This is a genomic window from Halorubrum rutilum (assembly GCF_042665015.1).
GTDB lineage: Archaea > Halobacteriota > Halobacteria > Halobacteriales > Haloferacaceae > Halorubrum > Halorubrum rutilum.
Map to the genome: position 1 here is coordinate 1 of NZ_JBHTBL010000001.1, position 18,569 is coordinate 18,569.

The window sequence follows — 18,569 nt, forward strand, 5'->3', positions numbered from 1 at the left end:
GTCTCGCGCGGCGCGCCGGCGTCGTCGGCGGCGGGGTCGCGCCCTCCGGCCGCGCCGCTCGCGGGCGCCGTTCCGGACCCGGACCCGTCGTCGGTCCCGGTCGCGGCGGACCCGTCCGCCCCGCCGACGCCCGCGGAGAGCGGGTCGTCCATCGCGCTCGTCGCGCCGTCGAGGTCGCCCGCCCCGCCCTCCGCCTCGGCGTCGGCGGCGGGCGAGGCCGAGAGCGGGTCGGGACCCTCGCCGAAGTCGGTGGTCTCGTCGGCGCCCGCGTCCTCGTCGGACTCGTCGTCGGCGACGGCGACGCGGAACTCCTCCAAGCTGTCCGCGTCGTGGTAGTCGCAGACGGCGTCGACGAGGGTCTCGCGGACCGCGCGGGCGGACTCGTTGGGGGCCTTGAACCGCTCGGAGCGGCCGCCGTGCGCGAGGACGACCGCGGTCGCGACGGTCCCCTCCTCGAAGTCGAGGCCGGTGAGGTCGGCGTAGGGGAACTCCTCGAACTCCTCGTCCCACACCGCGGCGCCGACGTGTTTGACGAGGCGATCGCTGGTGACGACGAGGGTGAGCTCGGAGAAGCGGAAGGTGCGGAGGACGGACTCGCCGGGGTCGGTGACGCCGGTCGCGGAGAGGACGCCGGCGAGGATCGGGTGCAGGGCCTCGTCGGCGCGGTCCGCCGGCAGCGAGAGGGTCTCGTCGCCGTCGAGGCCGTAGCCGAGGGTGAGTTTCGCCTTGCGGCGGCCCGTCGAGACCGCGATGCGCTCGACGTCGTGGGAGTACTCCGCGACCGTCTCGTCCGACAGCAGCCCGTCGCCGCGATAGACGAGCGTCCGCGTCGGCGTGACCGCGAGCCGGTCGGCTCCCCCGAGCGAGACCTCGGCGACGACGTCCTCGTCGCCGACGGTCTCCGCGAGCAGGTCGGGAAGGCTCATACCCCGAGGATTCGCCCCGCCACGCATAAATCCGCGGGGTCCGCGCCCGGGCACTTCGGCCCTCGGACCGACCGATTCGCGGGACGCGCTCCCCTCTGTCACCGCCTCCCACCCCTCCGACGGATGGGAAGGTTAAAGAGTCTCATCGCGGTACGGAAGGGTGAGGCCGGGTGGCTTAGCTGGACATAGCGCCGCACTCATAGGGTTCGGAGATTCGGTGCGGTGACGCCTTGGAAGCGTCCGCGTCCTTCCCGTGGCTCCGCCGAGCCTCGGACCTGGGACATGCGGAGATCGTGGGTTCGGAGCCCACCCCGGCCATCTACCGTATTGTTGGCAGGTGCAGTCATAACCACCACCAGCTGGAGCGCTGGGCAGTCTCGACACGAACCGCGTCGTGTCGAAAGTGAGGAGATCACACCGGACACGGCGACGGGTCGGCGCCTCGGTGATCGGGTGACCCGCTAGTTGCACCGGTGAGGCGTGGATGCGTCCACGGACGGGGGTTCACGCCTGGCGCGCGATCCGGCGCAGACGGAAGACGATCGGGAATACGGCCACGAACACGACGACGCCGACGAAGGCGCGCGCGATGACGGCGAGACCGACCGTCGACGCCGCAGGCGACGCGTCGAAGTCCACGAGAGCCCAGAGCCCGAGTATCGAGACGAGAGCGAGTGTCCACAGGCCCCCACCGAGGAGCTTGAGCGAGGGTTGATACCCGTCGAACGACGGGTACGTGTACTCGTCAGCGTCGCGACCGCCGGACACCATGCGTCATATATCATACCTCATTAACAAATAATCGACCATTTCTTGCACTCGTATTAGATTAATTAAACATAGCTGCGGGTCAGTCGCCGAGTAGCGCGCCGCGAGTCCGCTTCCGCGGGTCAGACCGGGAGCGCCGCGCCGGCGACGAGCGCGCCCGCGACGACGACGCCGCCGAGCGCGAGCAGGCCGTAGTTCGCGACCGGATTCGCGGCCCTGAACAGGTCGAGCGTGTAATGGTCGTCTCGGACGGGCGCGAACGGCTCGATCCCCATCGGGGTGAGCGCGTCGGCCAGCAGGTGCGAGACGATCGTCAGCGCGCCGAACAGGAACGCGAGCCCGCCGACGAGCGCGGCGGCGAGGGCGCTCTCCCGAAGCCCGAGCATCGCCCCGGCGGCCCCGAAGGCGACCCCGACCGCGAGCGCGAACCACACGGTGTGGGTGATCCCGCGGTGGTTCACGAACGGGACCTTCATGTCGAGGTCCGGGACCATCGCCGTCGAGGCGACGGCCGCCGCGACGACCGCGGCCGCCTCGATCGAGGCGAGCGCGGCGAGGGCGAACCCGAACGGTGCGTAGACGACGAGCGACGCGCCGACGTGCCCCTTCCGGTGCATATGTGGACATCGACGGCGACCGAAAAGGCTGTTACGCGTCCCCACGCGTGGGTCGGGGACCGTCGCCTCCGGACGGCGGTCGGATCGACGGGCTCGCCGCCGGTGGCCGACTCGCCGCGGGCGGGGACCTCCCCGGTCGCGAGCGGGTTTCACGGCCGGAAACGCCGCGTCGATTCGATTATTTTATTGGAACTCGCCGAGACGTTCCGGCGCGATGGCCCTCCAACTCGGCCGTGCGGTCAGCGACGGTTTCAGGCGTACCTTCACCCGAGCCGGCGGGGTCCTCTTCGTCGGGCTCCTCCTGATCCAGCTCGGGATCCAAACGAGTGTCAACACCGCCGTGGCCGGCTTCCTCCCGCCCGAGGCCGCGGCGCAGTTCAGCGGGGAAGCCGGACTCGTGCTCCCCGTCTCCGGCGGCGTCGGGATCGCGCTGTTCGCCGCGCTCACGCTCGTGAGCTCGGCGTACTTCGTCGTCCTCTCGCGGACGTTCGCCCAGCCGCTGAGCGAGGCGTCGACGTTCCCCCCGGCGCTGACCGAGCGCCTCGGGCGCGCCACGCTCGTCGCGCTGGTCGGCGGGATCGCCGTGAGCGTCGCCGTCGCGGTCGGCTTCGCCCTCCTCTTCTTCCCGGGGGTGTTCCTCGCGGCCTCGTTCCTGTTCTTCGTCTTCGTCGTCGCCGTCGAGGACGGCGGCGTCGTCGGGAGCCTCAAGCGGAGCTGGGCGCTCGCCCGCGGCTCCCGGCTCAAGCTCGCCGTCCTCGTGCTCCTCTCCGGGCTGTTCGGCCTCGTGCTGGGCGCCACCACGTCCCTCGCCGACCTCGCCGGCGTGCCCCTCGCGTCCGACCTCGTCGCCGCCGCGCTCTCGGCGGCCTTCTTCGTCCCGTACTACGGGATCATCGCGTCCGCGTACCTTCAGCTGCGCGACGGGCGACCGAACGCGAACCGGACGGCGCCCGGGCCGGTCGACGCGTCGCAGACGCCGAAGCTGTAGCGGCTCTCAGTCCTCGTTGCCGAGGATCACGCGGCGCGTCATCGCCTCGGGGTCGAGCACCTCGTCGGCCTCGTCCTCGGTGAGGTAGCCGGCCTCGACCGCGGCCTCGCGGACGCTCTTCCCCTCCTTCAGGGCCGTCTTCGCGACCTCGCTCGCCTTGTCGTAGCCGATCGCGGGGTTCAGCGCGGTCGCCAGCGCCATCGACTGCTCGACGCGGGTCTCGCAGTGCGCCTCGTTGGCCGCCAGCTTCGCGACGAAGCGCTCGCCGAACGTCGCCGCGGCGTTCGAGAGCAGCTCGGCGGACTCGAGGAAGTTGTGCGCGATGACCGGCTTGTAGAGGTTCAGGTCGATCTCGCCGCGCGCGGTCCCCGCCGAGACCGCGGCGTCGTTGCCGACGACCTGCTTGTGGACCTGATTGACCGACTCGGCGACGACCGGGTTGATCTTCCCGGGCATGATCGAGGAGCCGGGCTGGTTCTCGGGCTGCTCGATCTCGCCGAGCCCGTTGCGGGGGCCCGAGGCGAGCAGCCGCAGGTCGTTGGCGATCTTGTTCATGCTGCCGGCGATCGTGCGGAGCGCGCCGTGCGCCTCGCTCATCGCGTCGTGGGCGGCCTGCGCCTCGAAGTGGTTCTCGGCCTCGCGGAACGTCGTGTTCGTCTCGTCGGAGATGTATTCGGCGGCGAGCTCCGGGAAGTCGGGGTGGGTGTTGAGCCCCGTGCCGACCGCGGTGCCGCCCAGCGCGAGCTCGCGGAGGTTCGACTGGACGCCCTCGGCGCGCTCGATCCCCTTCGCGACCTGCGTCCGGTAGCCGCCGAACTCCTGGCCGAGCCGGATCGGAGTGGCGTCCTGGAGGTGCGTGCGCCCGGTCTTGACGACGCCGTCGAACTCCGTCTCCTTGGCTTCGAGCTCGGCGTGGAGGGTTTCGAGGGCGGGGACGAGGTCCTTCTCGACGGCCTCCAGCGCGGCGACGTGCATCGCGGTCGGGATCACGTCGTTCGACGACTGACCGTAGTTGACGTGGTCGTTCGGGTGGACGACGCGGTCGCCGACCTCCGCGCCCGCGATCTCGGCGGCGCGGTTGGCGATCACCTCGTTCGCGTTCATGTTCGAGGAGGTGCCGGAGCCGGTCTGGAACACGTCGACCGGGAACTGGTCGTCGTGCTCGCCGGCGATCACCTCGTCGGCGGCGGCGACGATCGCCTCCGCGGTGTCGTCGTCGACGAGGCCGAGGTCGCGGTTCGCCTGCGCGGCCGCCTTCTTGACGACGCCGAGCGCGCGAATGAACCGCCGGCTCATTCCGATCCCCGAGATCGGGAAGTTCTCGACCGCGCGCTGGGTCTGTGCCCCCCAGTAGGCGTCCGCCGGCACCTGCATCTCGCCGAGGCTGTCCTCCTCCGTGCGGTAGTCCTCACCCATACGCGACGCTTCCCGCGAGACCGGGTAAAAGCTACTGAAAGCGGGTCGCCGCCCTCACTCGTCGCCGACCGGGAACAGCCCCGCCTCGCGGAGTTCCGACGCGAGGCTCCCGTCGCCGTGCTCGGCGTAGTCGGCCGGCGTGTACGTCTTGATCTCCAGGGCGTGGACCGAGCGGGTCATGCGGTCGCCGACGGCGTCGTACACGCGCTGGTGCTGGTCGACGAGCGACTCGCCGTCGAAGGCGGGCGAGACGACGACGGCCGCGAAGTGGGCGTCCTCGTCCTCGTCGTCGTGGACCCGCGGCGCCGTCACGCGGGCGACGGCGTCCGGGATCTCCGCCTCGATGAGGTCCTCGATCGCGGCCGGTTCGATGGTCATACGCCGACTCGGGTCCGCCCGGACAAAAAGCGATTGCATGGCCGCGGCGGCGCCCGCCGCTCAGCGTTCGAAGACCAGCCCGTAGTGGAACGGCGGCAGATCGACCTCGCGGGCGAGCCGCAGGTCGCTCGCGCCCTCGACCGCGCGCCGCGTCTCCTCGGGCCCCACCCGCAACTCGGTCGGCGGGCCGCGCGGCTCGCCGGCGATCGCCGTCTCCTCGCGGGGTCGGTCGCGCCAGTTAATGACGACGAACCGCCCGTCGGCGGCGAGCGCGGCCGCGACGCCCTCGACGAACGCGGCCCGGTCGTCGACCCCGTGGAAGGCGTTCGCGAGCAGCGCCAGGTCGACCGGCTCGGGGAGGAGGTCGGCGAGGTCGCGGGCGTCGCCGCGGACCGGGACGACGTTGTCGATCCCCTGCACGTCGGCGAGCCCCTCCAGCTCGGCGAGCAGCGACTCGTCGAGGTCGACGGCGTACGCCGACGCCGGGGCCGCGACCCGCGCGGCCGGCAGGGCGAAGTAGCCGTTGCCGCAACCGATCTCGGCGACGCGGTCGCCCGGCGTCAGGCCGAGCCGCCGGAGCGTGTCGCCCGGCGTCGGCCAGATCCGTCCCCACCAGTCCCAGTCCGGCTGCCCCGTGTTCCGGAAGCGCTCCATGCCGGTCGGTCGCGGTCGGCGGGGCTTAGCGGTTGGGATCCGGCCGGCGGCGTCCCGCTCAGTACGTCTCGCCGGGAGCGTCCCGCCGGCGGCGACCGCCCGCGGTCGGTCGCCCCGGCCGCGAGCGAGTGCGAAGGGGTTTGTCGCCGGAGTCGAAACGGCCCGCTCGGATGACCCACCGGGACGACCTGCGCGAGGCGGCCGACGCCCTCGGCGGCTCGGTCGTCGTCTGCGGCCTCGGCGCGTACGCCGACCGGCTCGCCGGCGCGTCGTTCCGGAACGCCAGGCACGCGTCGGCCGAGGACCTCCTCGCGGAGGCGGCCGACGCGTCGGGGGCCGCCCCCAGGCCCCCGGCGGCCGTCGTCGTCGCCCTCGACCCCGACGAGGTCGGCGAGGACGGCGAGGCGGCCGAGACGCTCCGGGCGCTCGCCGCCCTCGACGCCTTCGCGGTCGCGGTCGTCCCCGCGGTCGCGGCCGAGGGCGACGCGCTGGCGGCGGTCCGCGACGCCGTCGACGCCGCGTTGCTCGCCGAGGGCGACGCCGTCGAGCCGGCGGTCCGCGCGTTCCTCGCGACGGTCCAGGAGCCCGGCTTCGTCAACCTCGACCTCACCGACGCCGAGACGGTGCTCTCGGCCGGCGTCGCCGCCCTGGGAACCGGGACCGCCGACCGCGACGCGCCGGGGGGCGCGGTCGCGGCGGCCTTCGACGGACTCCCGACCGGGGTCGACGCGACCGACGCGAGCGCGGTCCTCGTGGACGTCGTCGTCGATCCGGCCACGAGCGTCGCCGCCGCGACCGACGCGATCGCGGCGGTCCGCGAGCGGATCGGCGCCGACGCCAACGTGATCTGGGGCGGCGCGGTCGACGAGGCGGCCGGGGACGAGCTCGCCGTCCGGCTCGTGGTCGCGGGCGTCCGCCACGCGCCGCCGCTCGCCGCGGGCGACCCCTGCCCGCGCTGCGGGGCGGCCCTGTCGGCGTACCGGTTCGGCGCCCGCGAGACCCTCTCCTGTGACGGCTGCGGCTACTCCGACATCGCGGTGCGACGCGGCTGATCCGTCCCGCGGCCGGGGCGGCGCGTCGCGGCGACTCCGGTCCCGAACGCCGCCGGTCTCGGTCGCCGCCCACGCGCCGGCCTCCCCCGCCTCCGGCCCCCGACTCAGACGTGAACGACCGCCTCCGGGTCGGGCCAGTCCGCGAGCGACCCGTCGTAGAGCGTCCGCCCCTGGAGTCGGACGTAGGCGCGCTGGGTCGTCCGGACCGCCTCGGCGGGCGCCTCGCCCTCGTCGAGCGCGACCTCGACGGCGGACCGCTTCCAGCCCGCGGGCGTCCGACCGGTCTCGACCCGGTGCCGGAGCGGGGCGAGCGCGGCCGCGGTCCGGTCCGCCGTACAGCCGTGCGCCTCCAGGCCGACCGCCGCGGCCGCGAACAGGTCGCCGTACAGCTCCTCCGGGTCCGTCGTCTCGTCGCCGTCGGCCGTGACCCAGGTCATCTCGGCGTCGAGCCCGCCGCGGGCGGCCGCGTAGAAGTTCTCCTCGGCCCGCTCCCACGGGAGGTCGAGCACCGGGTGGTCGCGCTCGACGATCCCCCGCATCGCCCCGCCGAAGGCGGCGAGGACCGCCGTCGAGTCGGGGACCGTCGGCTGCCCGGGGACCGGTCGGAACTCGATCCGGGCGCTGGCGCGCTCCTCGGTCGCGCCGTCGAACACCGGGCGGACCCACCGCCAGTAGCTCCCGTGCTTGTGTCGGAAGTGGACGAACTCGTCGTCGAACCGGCCCGCCGCCTCGATCTCCGCCGGAACCAGCACGGGGTCGGACGCGATCCGCTCGACCGCCGCTCCGGTGGTGTCGACGTCGCGGGGGAGCTTCACCTTCCGGTCGCGTCCGGCCGGGTTCATCATCTGTTCGTACACCGGGATCCGGTGTTCGGCGTACCCGTCGCTCACGAGCAGGTCGCGGTCGGGTCCGGGGTCGTCGTAGAGCGCGGGCGGCAGGAACGGCGAGTTCGCGGCGAGCGCGAGGAGCGGCCCGGCGAGCCGTATCGCGGCCCGGTGGTACCGCGGGAGGGCGGCGGCGCGGCGGGGCTGGTAGTGGGGCTGGATCGACGCGGTGAGGCTGACCGGCCCGGCGCTGTCGGCGTCGATCCGCGCGCCGGGGACGTCGATCTCGCCGCCGATCATCCGGTCGTCGCCGACGCTGGCGAACCCGTGGTACCGGACCCCGTTGCTGACGTTGATCCCGAGCGTCAGCCCTCCCTCGCGGGTGGCCTCGGTCAGGTAGCCCTCGGTCGTCTGCTCCGCCGGCCCGACCGCCCACATGCCGTCGCTCACGAGGCGGATCCCGTCTCCGGCGGCGCGCCGCTGGAACGCGTCCACCTTCCCGACGACCTCGGCCCGGACGGCGTCGACCCCGCGACCCGTGAACGGGTGGACGGAGGAGTTGAGCTCCGCGTTGTGGAGCCCGAGCTCCCGGTCGAACCCCGCGCAGGACAGGAGCGATCGCGGGATCCGGCGGAGCACCCTCGTCTCCCGGTCGACGGCGTAGAACTCGTACTCCAGCCCGGTCGTCACCTGCTCGTTGTCGAACGTCCCCGCGTCCACGTGGTCCCGGACCGCGTCGGCCTCCTCGCGGACTCGCGCGTCGAACGCCTCCACGTCGACGTCGGCGACCCCCTTCAGCCGCTCGACCGGGTCGTCTCCCGTGCTAGTCATACACACGCATAGGTCGGAATCCGACATGAAAGTAACTCCGAGCCGACACGAAGGCCCTCGGTGCGTCGGAACCGGACGCGGCGGGGTGCGGTCCGTGCGGTCCGGTACGGCGCGGACGAGCCGGCCGTCGGGTCAGCCGCCGGAGCCCGTCCCCTCCGGCGCCACCCACCGGACCCGGTCGACGTCGAACTCGACCTGCGCCCGCTCGACCTCGTTCCGGACCGTCGCGAGCTGCGGCCCGGTCGTGTCGAGCCTGACGACGCAGGTGTGGGCGGGGTCGATCAGTCCCGCCGCGACCGACTCGACGTCCGCCTCGACCCGGCCGGCGTGTTCCGCCGCGGTGTAGCTCCCCGTCGCCTCCGCCGGGTCCCGGTATCCGGTCCCCGATATCATCCTGTACGCCTCGCACGCGTCCGGGTGGCGCAGGAGCACCTCGCGGAAGCGGTCGCCGTCGACCTCGCCGAGGAGCCGACCGCCCTCGCGGACGGCCCGGTCCGTCCGATACGTGTGACGCCCTCGTGAATCGTCGTCGGATCGGGGCCGATCCGATCCGTCGTCCGCGACTTCCATGACGCTTGGTAACGATCAACAGCTGAACGCTGAAATATCTTACTGGCCCTTTAGCGGCCGGTTCGCGGGCCGTTCATCGGATCGGAGGTGACGACGGCGCGTCACGGAGACGGTGATGCGTCCGTCGCGGCGACGGCAGTTCGTCCGCCGCGCGCTGGCGACGCGTCGCGGCCTCCGCGGGGCCTCGGACGACGGTAATTCTCTTTGGAAACGCGCCCGTATCGCCGACCGCATGTACGGCACGACCCTGATCCCGACCGGCGGTAGCGACGCCGCGTTCGCGGCCGTGGACGACGCGATCGAGGTCACGGCCCCCGACGGGGCGATCCACGTCCTCGGCGTTGTCGAGGAGCTCCCGACGTACGAGCGATCGGGGACGCCGGGCGTGGCCGACGGCGGCGACGACGAGGCGGAGCGCCTCCGCCTCGAAGCGGCCGTCGAGCGGATCGAGACGGAGGCGACCGCGGCGGAGATCGACTGCGAGACCGCGATCGCGGAGGGCGTCCCCTCCCGCGAGATCGTCGCGTACGCCGAGGACGTCGACGCCGACGCGATCGTCATGGGGACCCGCGGCGCGCGCGACGCCGCGGGCGACCTGCTCGGCAGCACGACGGAGCGGGTCCTCCGCGACGCGTCGACGACGGTCGTCTCCGTCCCCGCGTCGGCGTGACGGTCTGACGCGCGACGCGCCAGATCCCGTCACTTATTCACGCGCGGATCGACGAGCCGGAAGCATGAACGCGTTCGCACCGACGCCGCCCCCGGCGCCCGGCTCGGTTCGGAGGCGGAGGGCCGGCCCGTGAGCGGGGACGGTCTGCTCGGGTCGCTGTCGCTCGTCAGCCTGTTGAGCCTCTGTTGTATCGGGTTCGGCGGACTGGCCGGCGGCGCGGCCGTCGCCGGCGGCGGGGCGTCGGCGAGCGCGTTCACCGCCGGCGTCACCGGCGCTCGCGGCGCGCTGATCTCCGGGATCGTCACGTTCGCGGCGGTGCTCGCCGTCGCCGCGGCGCTCCGGTGGCGACTGAGCCGAGGGGAGTCGGAGAACTGAGCGAGGAAGCCGGGGGCTGAGCGAGAAATCCAGGCAGCTGAGCGGGGAAACCGGGCGACTGAGCCGAGCAGGGTCGGAGGAGGCGGCGACCGATCAGCGCTGCGGCTCGTCCGGCGCGGCCCGCGGCTCGCGGTCCGGGGCGGTCTCCTGCGGAACGGTCCCCCGCGGGGCGGGGGCCGCCTCCGCCCGGTACAGCCGGAGGAGCTCTTCGAGGACGACCGCGTGGCGGTCGCCCGGCACGTACTGGTGGTCGATGAAGTCCTCGGCGTCGCTGAAGTTCCCGCGGAGCGCGAGCTTCCGCACGAAGGCGACGCTCTCGAAGAACGGCGGGTGGTCCGCGTCGGCGTCGCCGCCGAGCTCGCGCTCCGCCCGCGGCATCACCTCCCCCCTGATCTCCTCGTAGTCGATCGTCTCCGGCTCGTAGTCGTCGAGCACTTGTTTCAGCACGTAGTCGGTCGAGAACCGGTAGAACTCGGACTTGCTCTCGAACTGGCCCTCCTCGACCAGCGACTCGATCTCGCCGACGACCGACTCGGGAAACCGGACCGTGCTCTTCACCATGGACTCACGAGGCGTCCCCACCCGTATTACCTTTTTGTCAGATAAGATGAAGCTTCTCGGACGGGCGCCCGTCGCGACCGCCGCGCCGCGTCGCGGCGTCCGTCCGCCCGTCGTCCGATGTGTTGGGTTTATGTCCCCGAACTCGTTAGACGCGCAGCATGACTCCGTACGAGGCGTTCGACCGGGACGCGGAGGTGAACGGTCGGACGGTCCTGTCGGTCGTCGAGGAGGGGATGGGTCGGTTCTCCGACGCGTACCGCGACCGGGCGCTCGCGGCGCTCGCGGAGGCGGGGATCCGCGATCCGGCGCCCGACGAGTGGTACCCGCAGCAGGCGTGGCTGGACGCGTTCGAGACCATCGCGGCGGACCTCCAGCCGCACGTCCTCGACCGGCTCGGCGAGCAGCTCCCCGACGTCGCCGATTGGCCGGACGAGTCGGATACCGTTCCGGCCGGGCTCCGCGGGATCGACGACGCCTACCGCCGGAACCACCGCGGCGGGGAGGTCGGCGAGTACCGCTTCGAGCGCGTCGACGACCGGACCGGCGAGGTGACGTGTCACACGCCGTACCCGTGCCCGTTCGACCGCGGGCTGATCCGCGGCGTGGCGCGGGAACACGCCCCGGTCGACTCGTTCGTCTTCATCGAGGAGGTCGGATCGAGCTGCCGGCGAGAGGGCGGCGACGAGTGCACGTACGCGGTGTACTGGTAGGGGCGTTCGATCGGGAGGACGCGGGGACCGGCGAGCGCTACCGCTCGTAGGACTCCAGCGCGTCCCGCAGTTCCGCGGCGGAGAGGTCGGACGCGAGCTCGACGATCTCCTGGAGGTCCGCGTACGTCTCCCGGAGCTCGCGGATCCGCTCGGCCTCGACGCCGTTTGCGTCGTCTGTCCCGTCGGCGTCGTCTGCGTCTTCGGCGTCCTCGGCGTCGTCGGCGTCCTCGGCGTCGTCGAGGCCGCGTTCCGCGCGTCGGATCTCCCGGTGCGTGGTCTGCAGCTCGCGGGACACGTACTGCCGGAAGACGGTCTGGACGATGAACCAGACCTCCCGCTCGGCGGCGAACCGGACCCGCCGCCCGCCGCCGTCCGAGGACCGTCGCCGGATCAGCCCGACCCGCGTGAGCGTGCGAGTGACGTTGCTGACGGTCGACTTCGCGTACCCGGTCCGCTCGACGAGCTCGGGGATCGACAGCGGGTCGGTCGCGAAGTAGAGCACGCCGTAGATCCGACCGGCGCTGCGGCTCAGCCCGTACACCTCGGCCGACTGTTCGAGCGACTCGATGACGCGCTCGCGGGCGACCGCGGCGTCCTCACTCATACGGGTGCCCCCGTCGCGCGGACCGGTGAGCGTGTCGAACGGCCATACGCGACGTAGACGTTTCGTAAGTATTAAATCGTTTGATTCGTTCGGCTTGAACCGAACAGAGCGAATACCTCGCTCACCCTCCAAGCCCATGGCAAGCGCGTTTCCACACCAGCCGACGGTCGACCACGCCCCGCGAGAGGAGACGGACGTCGTCATCGGACGCGACGAGCCGACCGACGCCCTCCGCGCCCTCTCGTGTGACACCGCCCAGCGGGTCCTCGCCGCGCTCACGGACGAGCCCGGCACGGCCTCCGACGTCGCCGCCGACGTCGACGCGTCCCTCCAGAACGTGACGTACCACCTCGACCGGCTCTGCGAGGCGGAGCTGATCGCCCCGGTCAAGACCTGGTACTCCGAGAAGGGGACGGAGATGACCGTCTACGCCCCGACGACCGAGCGGCTCGTCGTGCGTTTCGGCGGCTCGTCCGACGATTCGTCGACGGAACGCGACGGGTCCTGAGGGACCCGGACGCCGCGAGTTCGACCCGGATCGACCGAGTTCGGTACGAACACGGCGCCGCGCGGACAGGCGTATCGAGTTCGTCGAGCGGTCGCCATATCCGACGGCTAGTGTCGTTATCGATATTTTTTGAGTAGTTAGGGCGCTGTGACGAGCGCCTCCAAAGTCCCGATTCCCCGGTGATCCGGGGTTGACGCTGGTGTGGTGAAGTCGTCCAAAGTCCCAGCCGCTCGGCACTACGTCGTTTCTACCCCGGAGAACACCCACAAAGCCCCAGCCACGAGGCGGGCGCACGCTCGCTGCGCTCCGCACTCGGTCGCTCACTTCGTTCGCTCTCTCGTTGCGGTGTCGCCGGCGGCAAAGCCGCCGGCTGCCCATGGCGCGTAGCGCCACCCTGCTTACGTCGCCTGCGCCCGCCTCGTGGCTGCCCCTTTGAGTCCCGCCCCGCACCGCGACCGCACCTCACGCCTCCCCAGCCTCGTCGCCGGACTACGTCCGGTTGCAAGCGAGAGCTTCGCTCTCGCCCTGTCGCTGGCGCGTTCCGCGCCAGCGACTCCCTCGCACGCGCTCCTTCGCGGCCGCCGAGGGCGGCCGCTCGGAGCCGCGCGCCACCGCATCGGCTGTCTGTGAGTGAGCGTCGCCTACGATTGTTTGCTCGCCGTGTCGCTACCGACGAGCTGAGACGGCCGCTCTCATCATCGGCCCAGAGGAATCTTCGACCGATCGCTTCGCACGACGACCCGTCTGAACGGCGCTCGACAGGCTCAAAATCGCGTTTTACCCTCCGCGACTCACAAGTGTCGTCCGAACGATCGTTCGTGCGAGCATGGACCTCGACGAGTTCACGCGGTCGAACGCGCCAGACGCGGACGGCACCGGCTTCCAGAAGGCGAACAACAGGCTGCTGCGCGTTCCGGTCTCCGGGACGGTGATGCTGAAGGCCGGCGCGATGGTCGCGTACACCGGCAACCTCACCTTCACCGGCCGCGCCTCCGCGGAGGGCGGCGTCACCGGGATCGTGAAGGAGGCCGTCAGCGGCGAGGGGACCCCGATCATGGAGGCCGAGGGCGAGGGCCAGCTGTACGCCGCCGAGCAGAGCAAGAAGGTACAGGTGCTCAACCTCGACGACGGCGAGTCGGTCTCGGTCAACGGCAACGACGTCCTGGCGTTCGACGCCGACGTCGACTACGAGATCAACACCGTCGGCAGCCTCTCCGGGATGGCCGCGGGCGGCCTGACGAACGTGTTCCTCACCGGTCCGGGCGAGGTCGCGATCTCGACGCACGGCGACCCGCTGGTGATGACCCCGCCGGTGTTCACCGACCCCGACGCCACCGTGGCGTGGAGCGCCAACCTCTCGCCGTCCATCGAGACGAACAAGCTCATCGAGGTCGGACAGACCTCCGGCGAGTCGTTCCAGATGGAGTTCACCGGTTCCGACGGGTTCGTCGTCGTCCAGCCGCACGAGGAGGGGTCGGTCACGCAGGCGTAGCCGGCGGCGACGCGCGGAGCGCTCCCGAGGGGCCGCGGTCCCCGGCCGACCACAGCGTTTTGTCGATGGAGACGAACCCGAGGGCGTGATCGGCGCACTCGTCCCGACCGGAGTGCCGGCCCGACCGCCCGGCGGTCCGAACCGCTACGACGGCGACGGCGACGACCGATGACCGGCGGCCGAGCGCCCCGCTCGCGGCGCGCCGTCCTCACCGGCGCGGTCGCCGCGCTGGCGACGACCGCCGGCTGCGGACTGCTCCCCGAGGAGCGGGAGCCGATCGAGGCGAGCGCGACCGAACCGGCGTACCTCCCCGAGCCGGCGGCGTCGAGCGGCGGCTACGCGGAGACGCTCTCGACCGAGACGACGCTGGAGGTCACGGTCAGGGTCGACCTCTCCGGGGACGTCGAGCTCACGAGCACCCGAGAGGTGATCGCGACCGCGTTCCGACGCGGCTACGAGGCCGACGACGGGCGCCGGTTCGGCGTCGTCACCGCGCCGGCCGTCACCGTCATCGATCGGTTCGACGTCGTTCGAGATCCGGTGACCGAGCTCGGCGACGCCCGCGTCGTCGAGCTGGCGACGGGGCTGAGCGTCGCGGACGTCTCCGGCCGGGAGACGGCGGGGTCGCGGCCGATGCTCGGGGGCGAGGCCGCGGTCGAGACGGCGACCGCGACCGCCGACGGCGGGGCGGTAAGCCTGCGGCGAGCCCGCGTTCGCGCGGGCGAGGACGCCGTCACGGCCGTGTTCGTCTCCCCGGACGGCGCGGACGGCGACGCGCCGTTCGGCGCGGTCGCGCGGGACGCGTAGCCGACCCCGGCGCTTTAGGTCGGAGCGCCCGTTGACAGGCCCGATGCCGAACGGGACGAGGCTGACCGACGTCGAGACCGTCACCGAGCGCGGGTCCTACCGCTTCACGGCGGCCGACCGGTTCACGAACGACCGGGAGGTCGTCCTCGTGCCCTGCGAGGAGCCGCCCGGGGTCCGGGCGTGGGTCAACACCTGTCCCCACGAGAGCCAGCGGTTCGACACGGGCGACGGCGTGCCGATGCGGGACGGCGAGGTGATCTGTCCGCGACACGGCTCGCTGTTCGACGCCTGCTCCGGCGACTGCGACAACGGTCCGGCGGCCGGGACGACGCTCCGGGCCGTCGAGGTCGCCGTCGGCGACGGCGCCGTCTACCTGACCGACGACGGCTACTCGTTCCGACACGAGGGCGGGACCGACGACGGCGACCCGGGGTCGACCTCGCACCTGTCGCTCTGATCGCCGTCGTTCGGTCGGCTCCCGTCAGTGGCCCCTCGTCCGCCGTCAGCCGGGGGCAGCCCCTCTCCTCCCTTCCTCTTCCCCCTCCCGAGTGATCCCGCCCCTCGGGCCGCGACTAAGGCCGCGACGCGGTCGCGACGATCGCGGCGGGGGGTAGCGACTAAGTCCTTTGACTCTCATGGCACACCGTGGTCGGAGAAACGTCGATCCGAGTGCTCCACGCGGAGGACGACGAGGGGTTCGCGGAGCTCACGGCCACGTACCTCGCGCGCATCGAGGATCGGATCGACGTGGAGTCGGTCGCCGACACCGAGGCGGGGCTCGACGCCCTCGCGACCGGCGAGTTCGACTGCGTCGTCTCCGACTACGACATGCCGGACCGGAACGGGATCGAGTTCCTCGAAGCCGTCCGCGCGGAGCGACCGGACCTCCCCTTCATCCTCTTCACCGGGAAGGGGTCGGAGGCCGTCGCGAGCAGCGCCATCTCCGCGGGCGTCACCGACTACCTGCAGAAGGGCGGCGGCGCCGACCACTTCGAGCTCCTCGCGAACCGGATCGTCAACGCGGTCGAGCGGCGGCGGGCGGAGCGCGAGGCCGACCTCTGGGCGAGGGCCGTCGAGGCCTCCGAGGAGGGGATCGCCGTCATCGGCCCGGACGGCCGCTACACCGACATGAACGACGCGTACGCCGAGCTGTACGGAGTCGACCCCGCGGCCCTGATCGGCGAGCCCTGGGCGACGACCGTCCCCGAGGAGGAGGCCGAGCGGCTCCGCGAGGAGGTGATCCCCTCGCTCTCCGACGACCCGTGGTCCGACGAGTCCGTCGGGAAGCGCGTCGACGACAGCGTCTACCCGAAGCTGCTCTCGCTCGCGGGCCTCGACGACGGCGGGCACGTCTGCATCGTCCGCGACATCTCCGACCGGAAGGAGCGCGAGGCGGAGCTCGAAGCGAAGGCCGCCAAGCTGGACATCCTCTTCGAGCAGTCGCCCGACCTCATCGACCTCCACGACGCGGACGGGCGGATCGTGGACGCCAACCGCCGGCTGTGCGACGAGCTCGGCTACGCGGCGGACGAGCTCCTCGGCAGGCGCGTCTGGGAGGTCGACGAGTCGCTCGACCCCGACGAAGCGAGGCGCACGTGGGCCGAGATGGAGCCCGGCGAGATGCGAGAGCTCAGGGGACGCTACCGCCGTCGCGACGGGTCGACGCTCCCCGTCGAGGTGCACGTCGCGCAGGTCGACCTCCGCGGGGCGGAGCGGTTCTTCGTCATCGCCCGCGAGCGCTGACCGGCCCGCGGCCGACGCGGTCGGCAGACGTATCCGGGGCGCGGTCGAACCGAGGCCGATGACGGACTCACCGTCGACCAACGACCTGGCGACCGCCTTCGACGAGGGCGACGTCGCGTTCGGCGTGCTCGAAGACGCCTACAGCCCGCGGCTCGTGGAGCTCTACGGCGACCTCGGGCTCGACGTCGTCTGGCTGGACCTCGAACACGGCGGGCCGGACCCGTGGGACGCGGGCCGGTTCGAGGACCTGCTCCGCGCGGCCGAGGCGACCGACACGGAGCTGCTCGTGCGGCTCCCGAGCGCCGACCCGACGCTCGTCCGAAAGGCGCTCGACCTGGGCGTGCGGAACGTCTTCCTCCCGCGCGTGGAGGGCCCGGACGAGGTGCGGGCGGCGGTCAAGTCGGCGCGCTTCGACTACGACGGCGAGCCCGGGGACCGCGGGCTGGCCGCGCCGCGCGCCCGCCGCTGGGGGCTCGGCGAGGACTACCTCGCGACCGAGGACGCGGAGACGCTCGTCGGCGCGACGATCGAGACCGAGGCGGCGGTCGCGAACCTCGACGACATCCTCGCCGTCCCGGAGCTCGGCTTCGTCTTCGTCGGGCCGTACGACCTGTCGGTCTCGCTCGGCCACCCTGGCGAGACCGATCACCCGGCGGTGCGGGAGGCGGTGGAGACGGTCCGGTCGAAGGCCATCGCCGCCGGCGTGCCGGTCGGCGGGCTCGCGTTCGACGCGGCGGACGCCGACGAGAAGGCCGCGGACGGCTACCAGCTGCTGACCCTCGGGAGCACGACCGGCGCGCTCAGGACGGCGGCCGCGGACTGGCTCGACGGCGACGAGGGCGACGCGTAGGCCGAGGGCGCCCCGGTCGGCCGCGACCGGCGGAGTGGCGAAACCCTTTACATTCCCCTTCGTATGACCAGCCGTGTCGTTCTCACGCGATCGGGTCCGTCCCCAACACGGGGTGTACGCGCTCGGGGCCTTCTGTCTCGGCCTCGGCCTCGCGCACCTCGTCACCGAGGGCGAGGGGATCGGGACGGCGCTCGAGGCGTTCGTGATCTGCGCCATCGCCCTCCTCGTCGTCGGGACCGGGTACGGGCTCCCGAACCGACCGGTCTCCCGGTCGGGCAAGTGGCGCGCGCTGCGGCTGGCGGCCGCCGTGGCGGGCTCGTTCGCGCTCCTCGCGCTCGCGGTCTGGCTGATCTGGGCGCTGGAGGGCGACCCGTCGGAGTTCACCTTCCTCCTCGCGTTCGCGACGAGCCTCGGGTCGGCGGTCGGCGTCCGCGGCGGGCTGCACGCCGTCGAGGCCGACGAGCGGCTCGACGAGGCCCGCGACCTGACCAAGCTGTTGACGATCAACCAGCGCGTGCTCCGACACAACCTCCGGAACGAGCTCACCGTCGCGCTCGGCACCCTGGACAGGGTCGAACGGCGCGACCACGGCCCGGAGACCGACGACGACGTGCGAACCGCGCGGACGCACCTGGAGCGCCTCGTCGAGACGACCGACCGGACGCGGGAGATCGTCTCCATCTGGAACACCGACCGGCGCGAGACGTTCCGCCTCCGGACGCTCGTCGAAGAGCGGGCGGAGGCGGTCGGGGCGGCGCATCCCGAGACGTTGATCGCGACGGAGTTCGACGGCGACCCGCGCGTGCGGTCGCACCCGGCGCTCCCGACGGCGATCGAGGAGGGGATCCGCAACGCGGCCGAGCACACGCCGAGCGACGCCGCCGTGACCGTCACGCTCAGCACGGATCGGTCCGGGGCGGCAGTCGTCGAGATCGCCGACACCGGGGCGGGGATCCCCCAGTTCGACGTGGACGCGGTCGAGGGGCCGACGGAGACGCCGCTCGTCCACACGCAGGGGCTCGGGCTCTGGATCATCTACTGGACCGTCGAGACCGCCGGCGGCACGTTCGAGCTGCTAGAGAACGAGCCGACCGGGACCGTCGTCCGGATCGCGTTACCGACCGTCGAGGGGTCCTGAGCGGTGGAATTGGGCGACCGCGCGGGGAGACCGCGGGCCGACCGCGGATTGACTGAGGGGAGACCGCGGGCCGACCGCGGGCCGACC

General features: G+C 72.3%; 22 protein-coding genes and 1 tRNA gene. 13 read left to right on the forward strand and 10 right to left on the reverse strand.

Going from position 1 to position 18,569, the window contains the following annotated elements:
- Positions 1-926, reverse strand: a 926-nt coding sequence (locus ACFQMF_RS00005) for a DUF7115 domain-containing protein (RefSeq protein ID WP_379791355.1), incomplete at its 3' end; no start/stop codon positions are given.
- 164 nt (positions 927-1,090) lie between these two features.
- Here ACFQMF_RS00005 and ACFQMF_RS00010 point away from each other — a divergent pair.
- Positions 1,091-1,244, forward strand: a tRNA-Met gene (locus ACFQMF_RS00010).
- Between the two features lie 186 nt (positions 1,245-1,430).
- Here ACFQMF_RS00010 and ACFQMF_RS00015 read toward each other — a convergent pair.
- Positions 1,431-1,697 (reverse strand): hypothetical protein, encoded by a 267-nt coding sequence (locus tag ACFQMF_RS00015; protein ID WP_256407915.1) that lies wholly within the window; start codon positions 1,695-1,697, stop codon positions 1,431-1,433.
- A 119-nt stretch (positions 1,698-1,816) separates the two neighbouring features.
- The gene (locus tag ACFQMF_RS00020; RefSeq protein WP_256407914.1) at positions 1,817-2,311 is read right to left on the reverse strand and encodes a metal-dependent hydrolase; all 495 of its coding nucleotides are present in this window, start codon (positions 2,309-2,311) and stop codon (positions 1,817-1,819) included.
- A gap of 214 nt (positions 2,312-2,525) precedes the next feature.
- Here ACFQMF_RS00020 and ACFQMF_RS00025 point away from each other — a divergent pair, with 214 nt between their 5' ends.
- A complete protein-coding gene (locus tag ACFQMF_RS00025) occupies positions 2,526-3,299 on the forward strand; it encodes a DUF7847 domain-containing protein (RefSeq protein WP_256407913.1) in 774 nt (257 codons plus the stop codon).
- Between the two features lie 6 nt (positions 3,300-3,305).
- Here ACFQMF_RS00025 and ACFQMF_RS00030 read toward each other — a convergent pair whose 3' ends face one another.
- From ACFQMF_RS00030 to ACFQMF_RS00040, 3 genes are all read right to left on the reverse strand, one after another.
- Complete coding sequence (locus ACFQMF_RS00030) at positions 3,306-4,715, reverse strand: class II fumarate hydratase (RefSeq protein ID WP_256407912.1); 1,410 nt, start codon at positions 4,713-4,715, stop codon at positions 3,306-3,308.
- A 54-nt stretch (positions 4,716-4,769) separates the two neighbouring features.
- Positions 4,770-5,087 (reverse strand): BolA family protein, encoded by a 318-nt coding sequence (locus tag ACFQMF_RS00035; RefSeq protein ID WP_465261784.1) that lies wholly within the window; start codon positions 5,085-5,087, stop codon positions 4,770-4,772.
- 66 nt (positions 5,088-5,153) lie between these two features.
- Positions 5,154-5,747, reverse strand: a complete 594-nt coding sequence (locus ACFQMF_RS00040; protein WP_256407910.1) for a class I SAM-dependent methyltransferase — start codon at positions 5,745-5,747, stop codon at positions 5,154-5,156.
- A gap of 170 nt (positions 5,748-5,917) precedes the next feature.
- Between ACFQMF_RS00040 and ACFQMF_RS00045 the strand changes: the two genes are divergently transcribed.
- Positions 5,918-6,799, forward strand: coding sequence for a hypothetical protein (locus tag ACFQMF_RS00045; RefSeq protein WP_256407909.1), 882 nt, complete (start codon positions 5,918-5,920; stop codon positions 6,797-6,799).
- 104 nt (positions 6,800-6,903) lie between these two features.
- Here the strand turns inward: ACFQMF_RS00045 and ACFQMF_RS00050 are convergent, their stop codons facing one another.
- Together ACFQMF_RS00050 and ACFQMF_RS00055 are read right to left on the reverse strand one after the other, a co-directional pair.
- On the reverse strand, positions 6,904-8,454 hold the full coding sequence (locus tag ACFQMF_RS00050) for a glutamate-cysteine ligase family protein (RefSeq protein ID WP_256407908.1): 1,551 nt from the start codon (positions 8,452-8,454) through the stop codon (positions 6,904-6,906).
- 132 nt (positions 8,455-8,586) lie between these two features.
- Positions 8,587-9,024: a hypothetical protein gene (locus ACFQMF_RS00055; protein WP_256407907.1), complete on the reverse strand. Its 438-nt coding sequence runs from the start codon at positions 9,022-9,024 to the stop codon at positions 8,587-8,589.
- A 232-nt stretch (positions 9,025-9,256) separates the two neighbouring features.
- Between ACFQMF_RS00055 and ACFQMF_RS00060 the strand changes: the two genes are divergently transcribed.
- On the forward strand, positions 9,257-9,694 hold the full coding sequence (locus ACFQMF_RS00060) for a universal stress protein (RefSeq protein ID WP_256407906.1): 438 nt from the start codon (positions 9,257-9,259) through the stop codon (positions 9,692-9,694).
- Positions 9,695-9,823: 129 nt separating this feature from the next.
- A complete protein-coding gene (locus ACFQMF_RS00065; protein ID WP_256407905.1) occupies positions 9,824-10,069 on the forward strand; it encodes a hypothetical protein in 246 nt (81 codons plus the stop codon).
- Between the two features lie 93 nt (positions 10,070-10,162).
- Here ACFQMF_RS00065 and ACFQMF_RS00070 read toward each other — a convergent pair whose 3' ends face one another.
- Positions 10,163-10,630, reverse strand: a complete 468-nt coding sequence (locus tag ACFQMF_RS00070; RefSeq protein WP_256407904.1) for a hypothetical protein — start codon at positions 10,628-10,630, stop codon at positions 10,163-10,165.
- A 158-nt stretch (positions 10,631-10,788) separates the two neighbouring features.
- On the opposite strand from ACFQMF_RS00070, the gene ACFQMF_RS00075 reads away from it, so the two are divergent.
- Complete coding sequence (locus tag ACFQMF_RS00075; RefSeq protein ID WP_256407903.1) at positions 10,789-11,340, forward strand: hypothetical protein; 552 nt, start codon at positions 10,789-10,791, stop codon at positions 11,338-11,340.
- 37 nt (positions 11,341-11,377) lie between these two features.
- On the opposite strand, the gene ACFQMF_RS00080 is transcribed toward ACFQMF_RS00075, so the two are convergent.
- On the reverse strand, positions 11,378-11,944 hold the full coding sequence (locus tag ACFQMF_RS00080) for a GbsR/MarR family transcriptional regulator (RefSeq protein ID WP_256407902.1): 567 nt from the start codon (positions 11,942-11,944) through the stop codon (positions 11,378-11,380).
- Between the two features lie 136 nt (positions 11,945-12,080).
- Here ACFQMF_RS00080 and ACFQMF_RS00085 point away from each other — a divergent pair, with 136 nt between their 5' ends.
- From ACFQMF_RS00085 to ACFQMF_RS00115, 7 genes are all read left to right on the forward strand, one after another.
- Positions 12,081-12,452: an ArsR/SmtB family transcription factor gene (locus tag ACFQMF_RS00085; RefSeq protein WP_256407901.1), complete on the forward strand. Its 372-nt coding sequence runs from the start codon at positions 12,081-12,083 to the stop codon at positions 12,450-12,452.
- A gap of 826 nt (positions 12,453-13,278) precedes the next feature.
- Complete coding sequence (locus ACFQMF_RS00090) at positions 13,279-13,944, forward strand: AIM24 family protein (RefSeq protein ID WP_256407900.1); 666 nt, start codon at positions 13,279-13,281, stop codon at positions 13,942-13,944.
- Positions 13,945-14,112: 168 nt separating this feature from the next.
- Positions 14,113-14,751: a DUF6517 family protein gene (locus ACFQMF_RS00095; RefSeq protein ID WP_256407899.1), complete on the forward strand. Its 639-nt coding sequence runs from the start codon at positions 14,113-14,115 to the stop codon at positions 14,749-14,751.
- Positions 14,752-14,794: 43 nt separating this feature from the next.
- The gene (locus tag ACFQMF_RS00100; protein WP_256407898.1) at positions 14,795-15,208 is read left to right on the forward strand and encodes a Rieske (2Fe-2S) protein; all 414 of its coding nucleotides are present in this window, start codon (positions 14,795-14,797) and stop codon (positions 15,206-15,208) included.
- A 188-nt stretch (positions 15,209-15,396) separates the two neighbouring features.
- Positions 15,397-16,494 (forward strand): PAS domain-containing response regulator, encoded by a 1,098-nt coding sequence (locus tag ACFQMF_RS00105; protein WP_256407897.1) that lies wholly within the window; start codon positions 15,397-15,399, stop codon positions 16,492-16,494.
- Positions 16,495-16,552: 58 nt separating this feature from the next.
- The gene (locus ACFQMF_RS00110; protein WP_256407896.1) at positions 16,553-17,344 is read left to right on the forward strand and encodes an HpcH/HpaI aldolase family protein; all 792 of its coding nucleotides are present in this window, start codon (positions 16,553-16,555) and stop codon (positions 17,342-17,344) included.
- A 73-nt stretch (positions 17,345-17,417) separates the two neighbouring features.
- Positions 17,418-18,482, forward strand: a complete 1,065-nt coding sequence (locus ACFQMF_RS00115; protein WP_256407895.1) for a sensor histidine kinase — start codon at positions 17,418-17,420, stop codon at positions 18,480-18,482.
- The last annotated feature ends 87 nt before the right edge of the window (positions 18,483-18,569 follow it).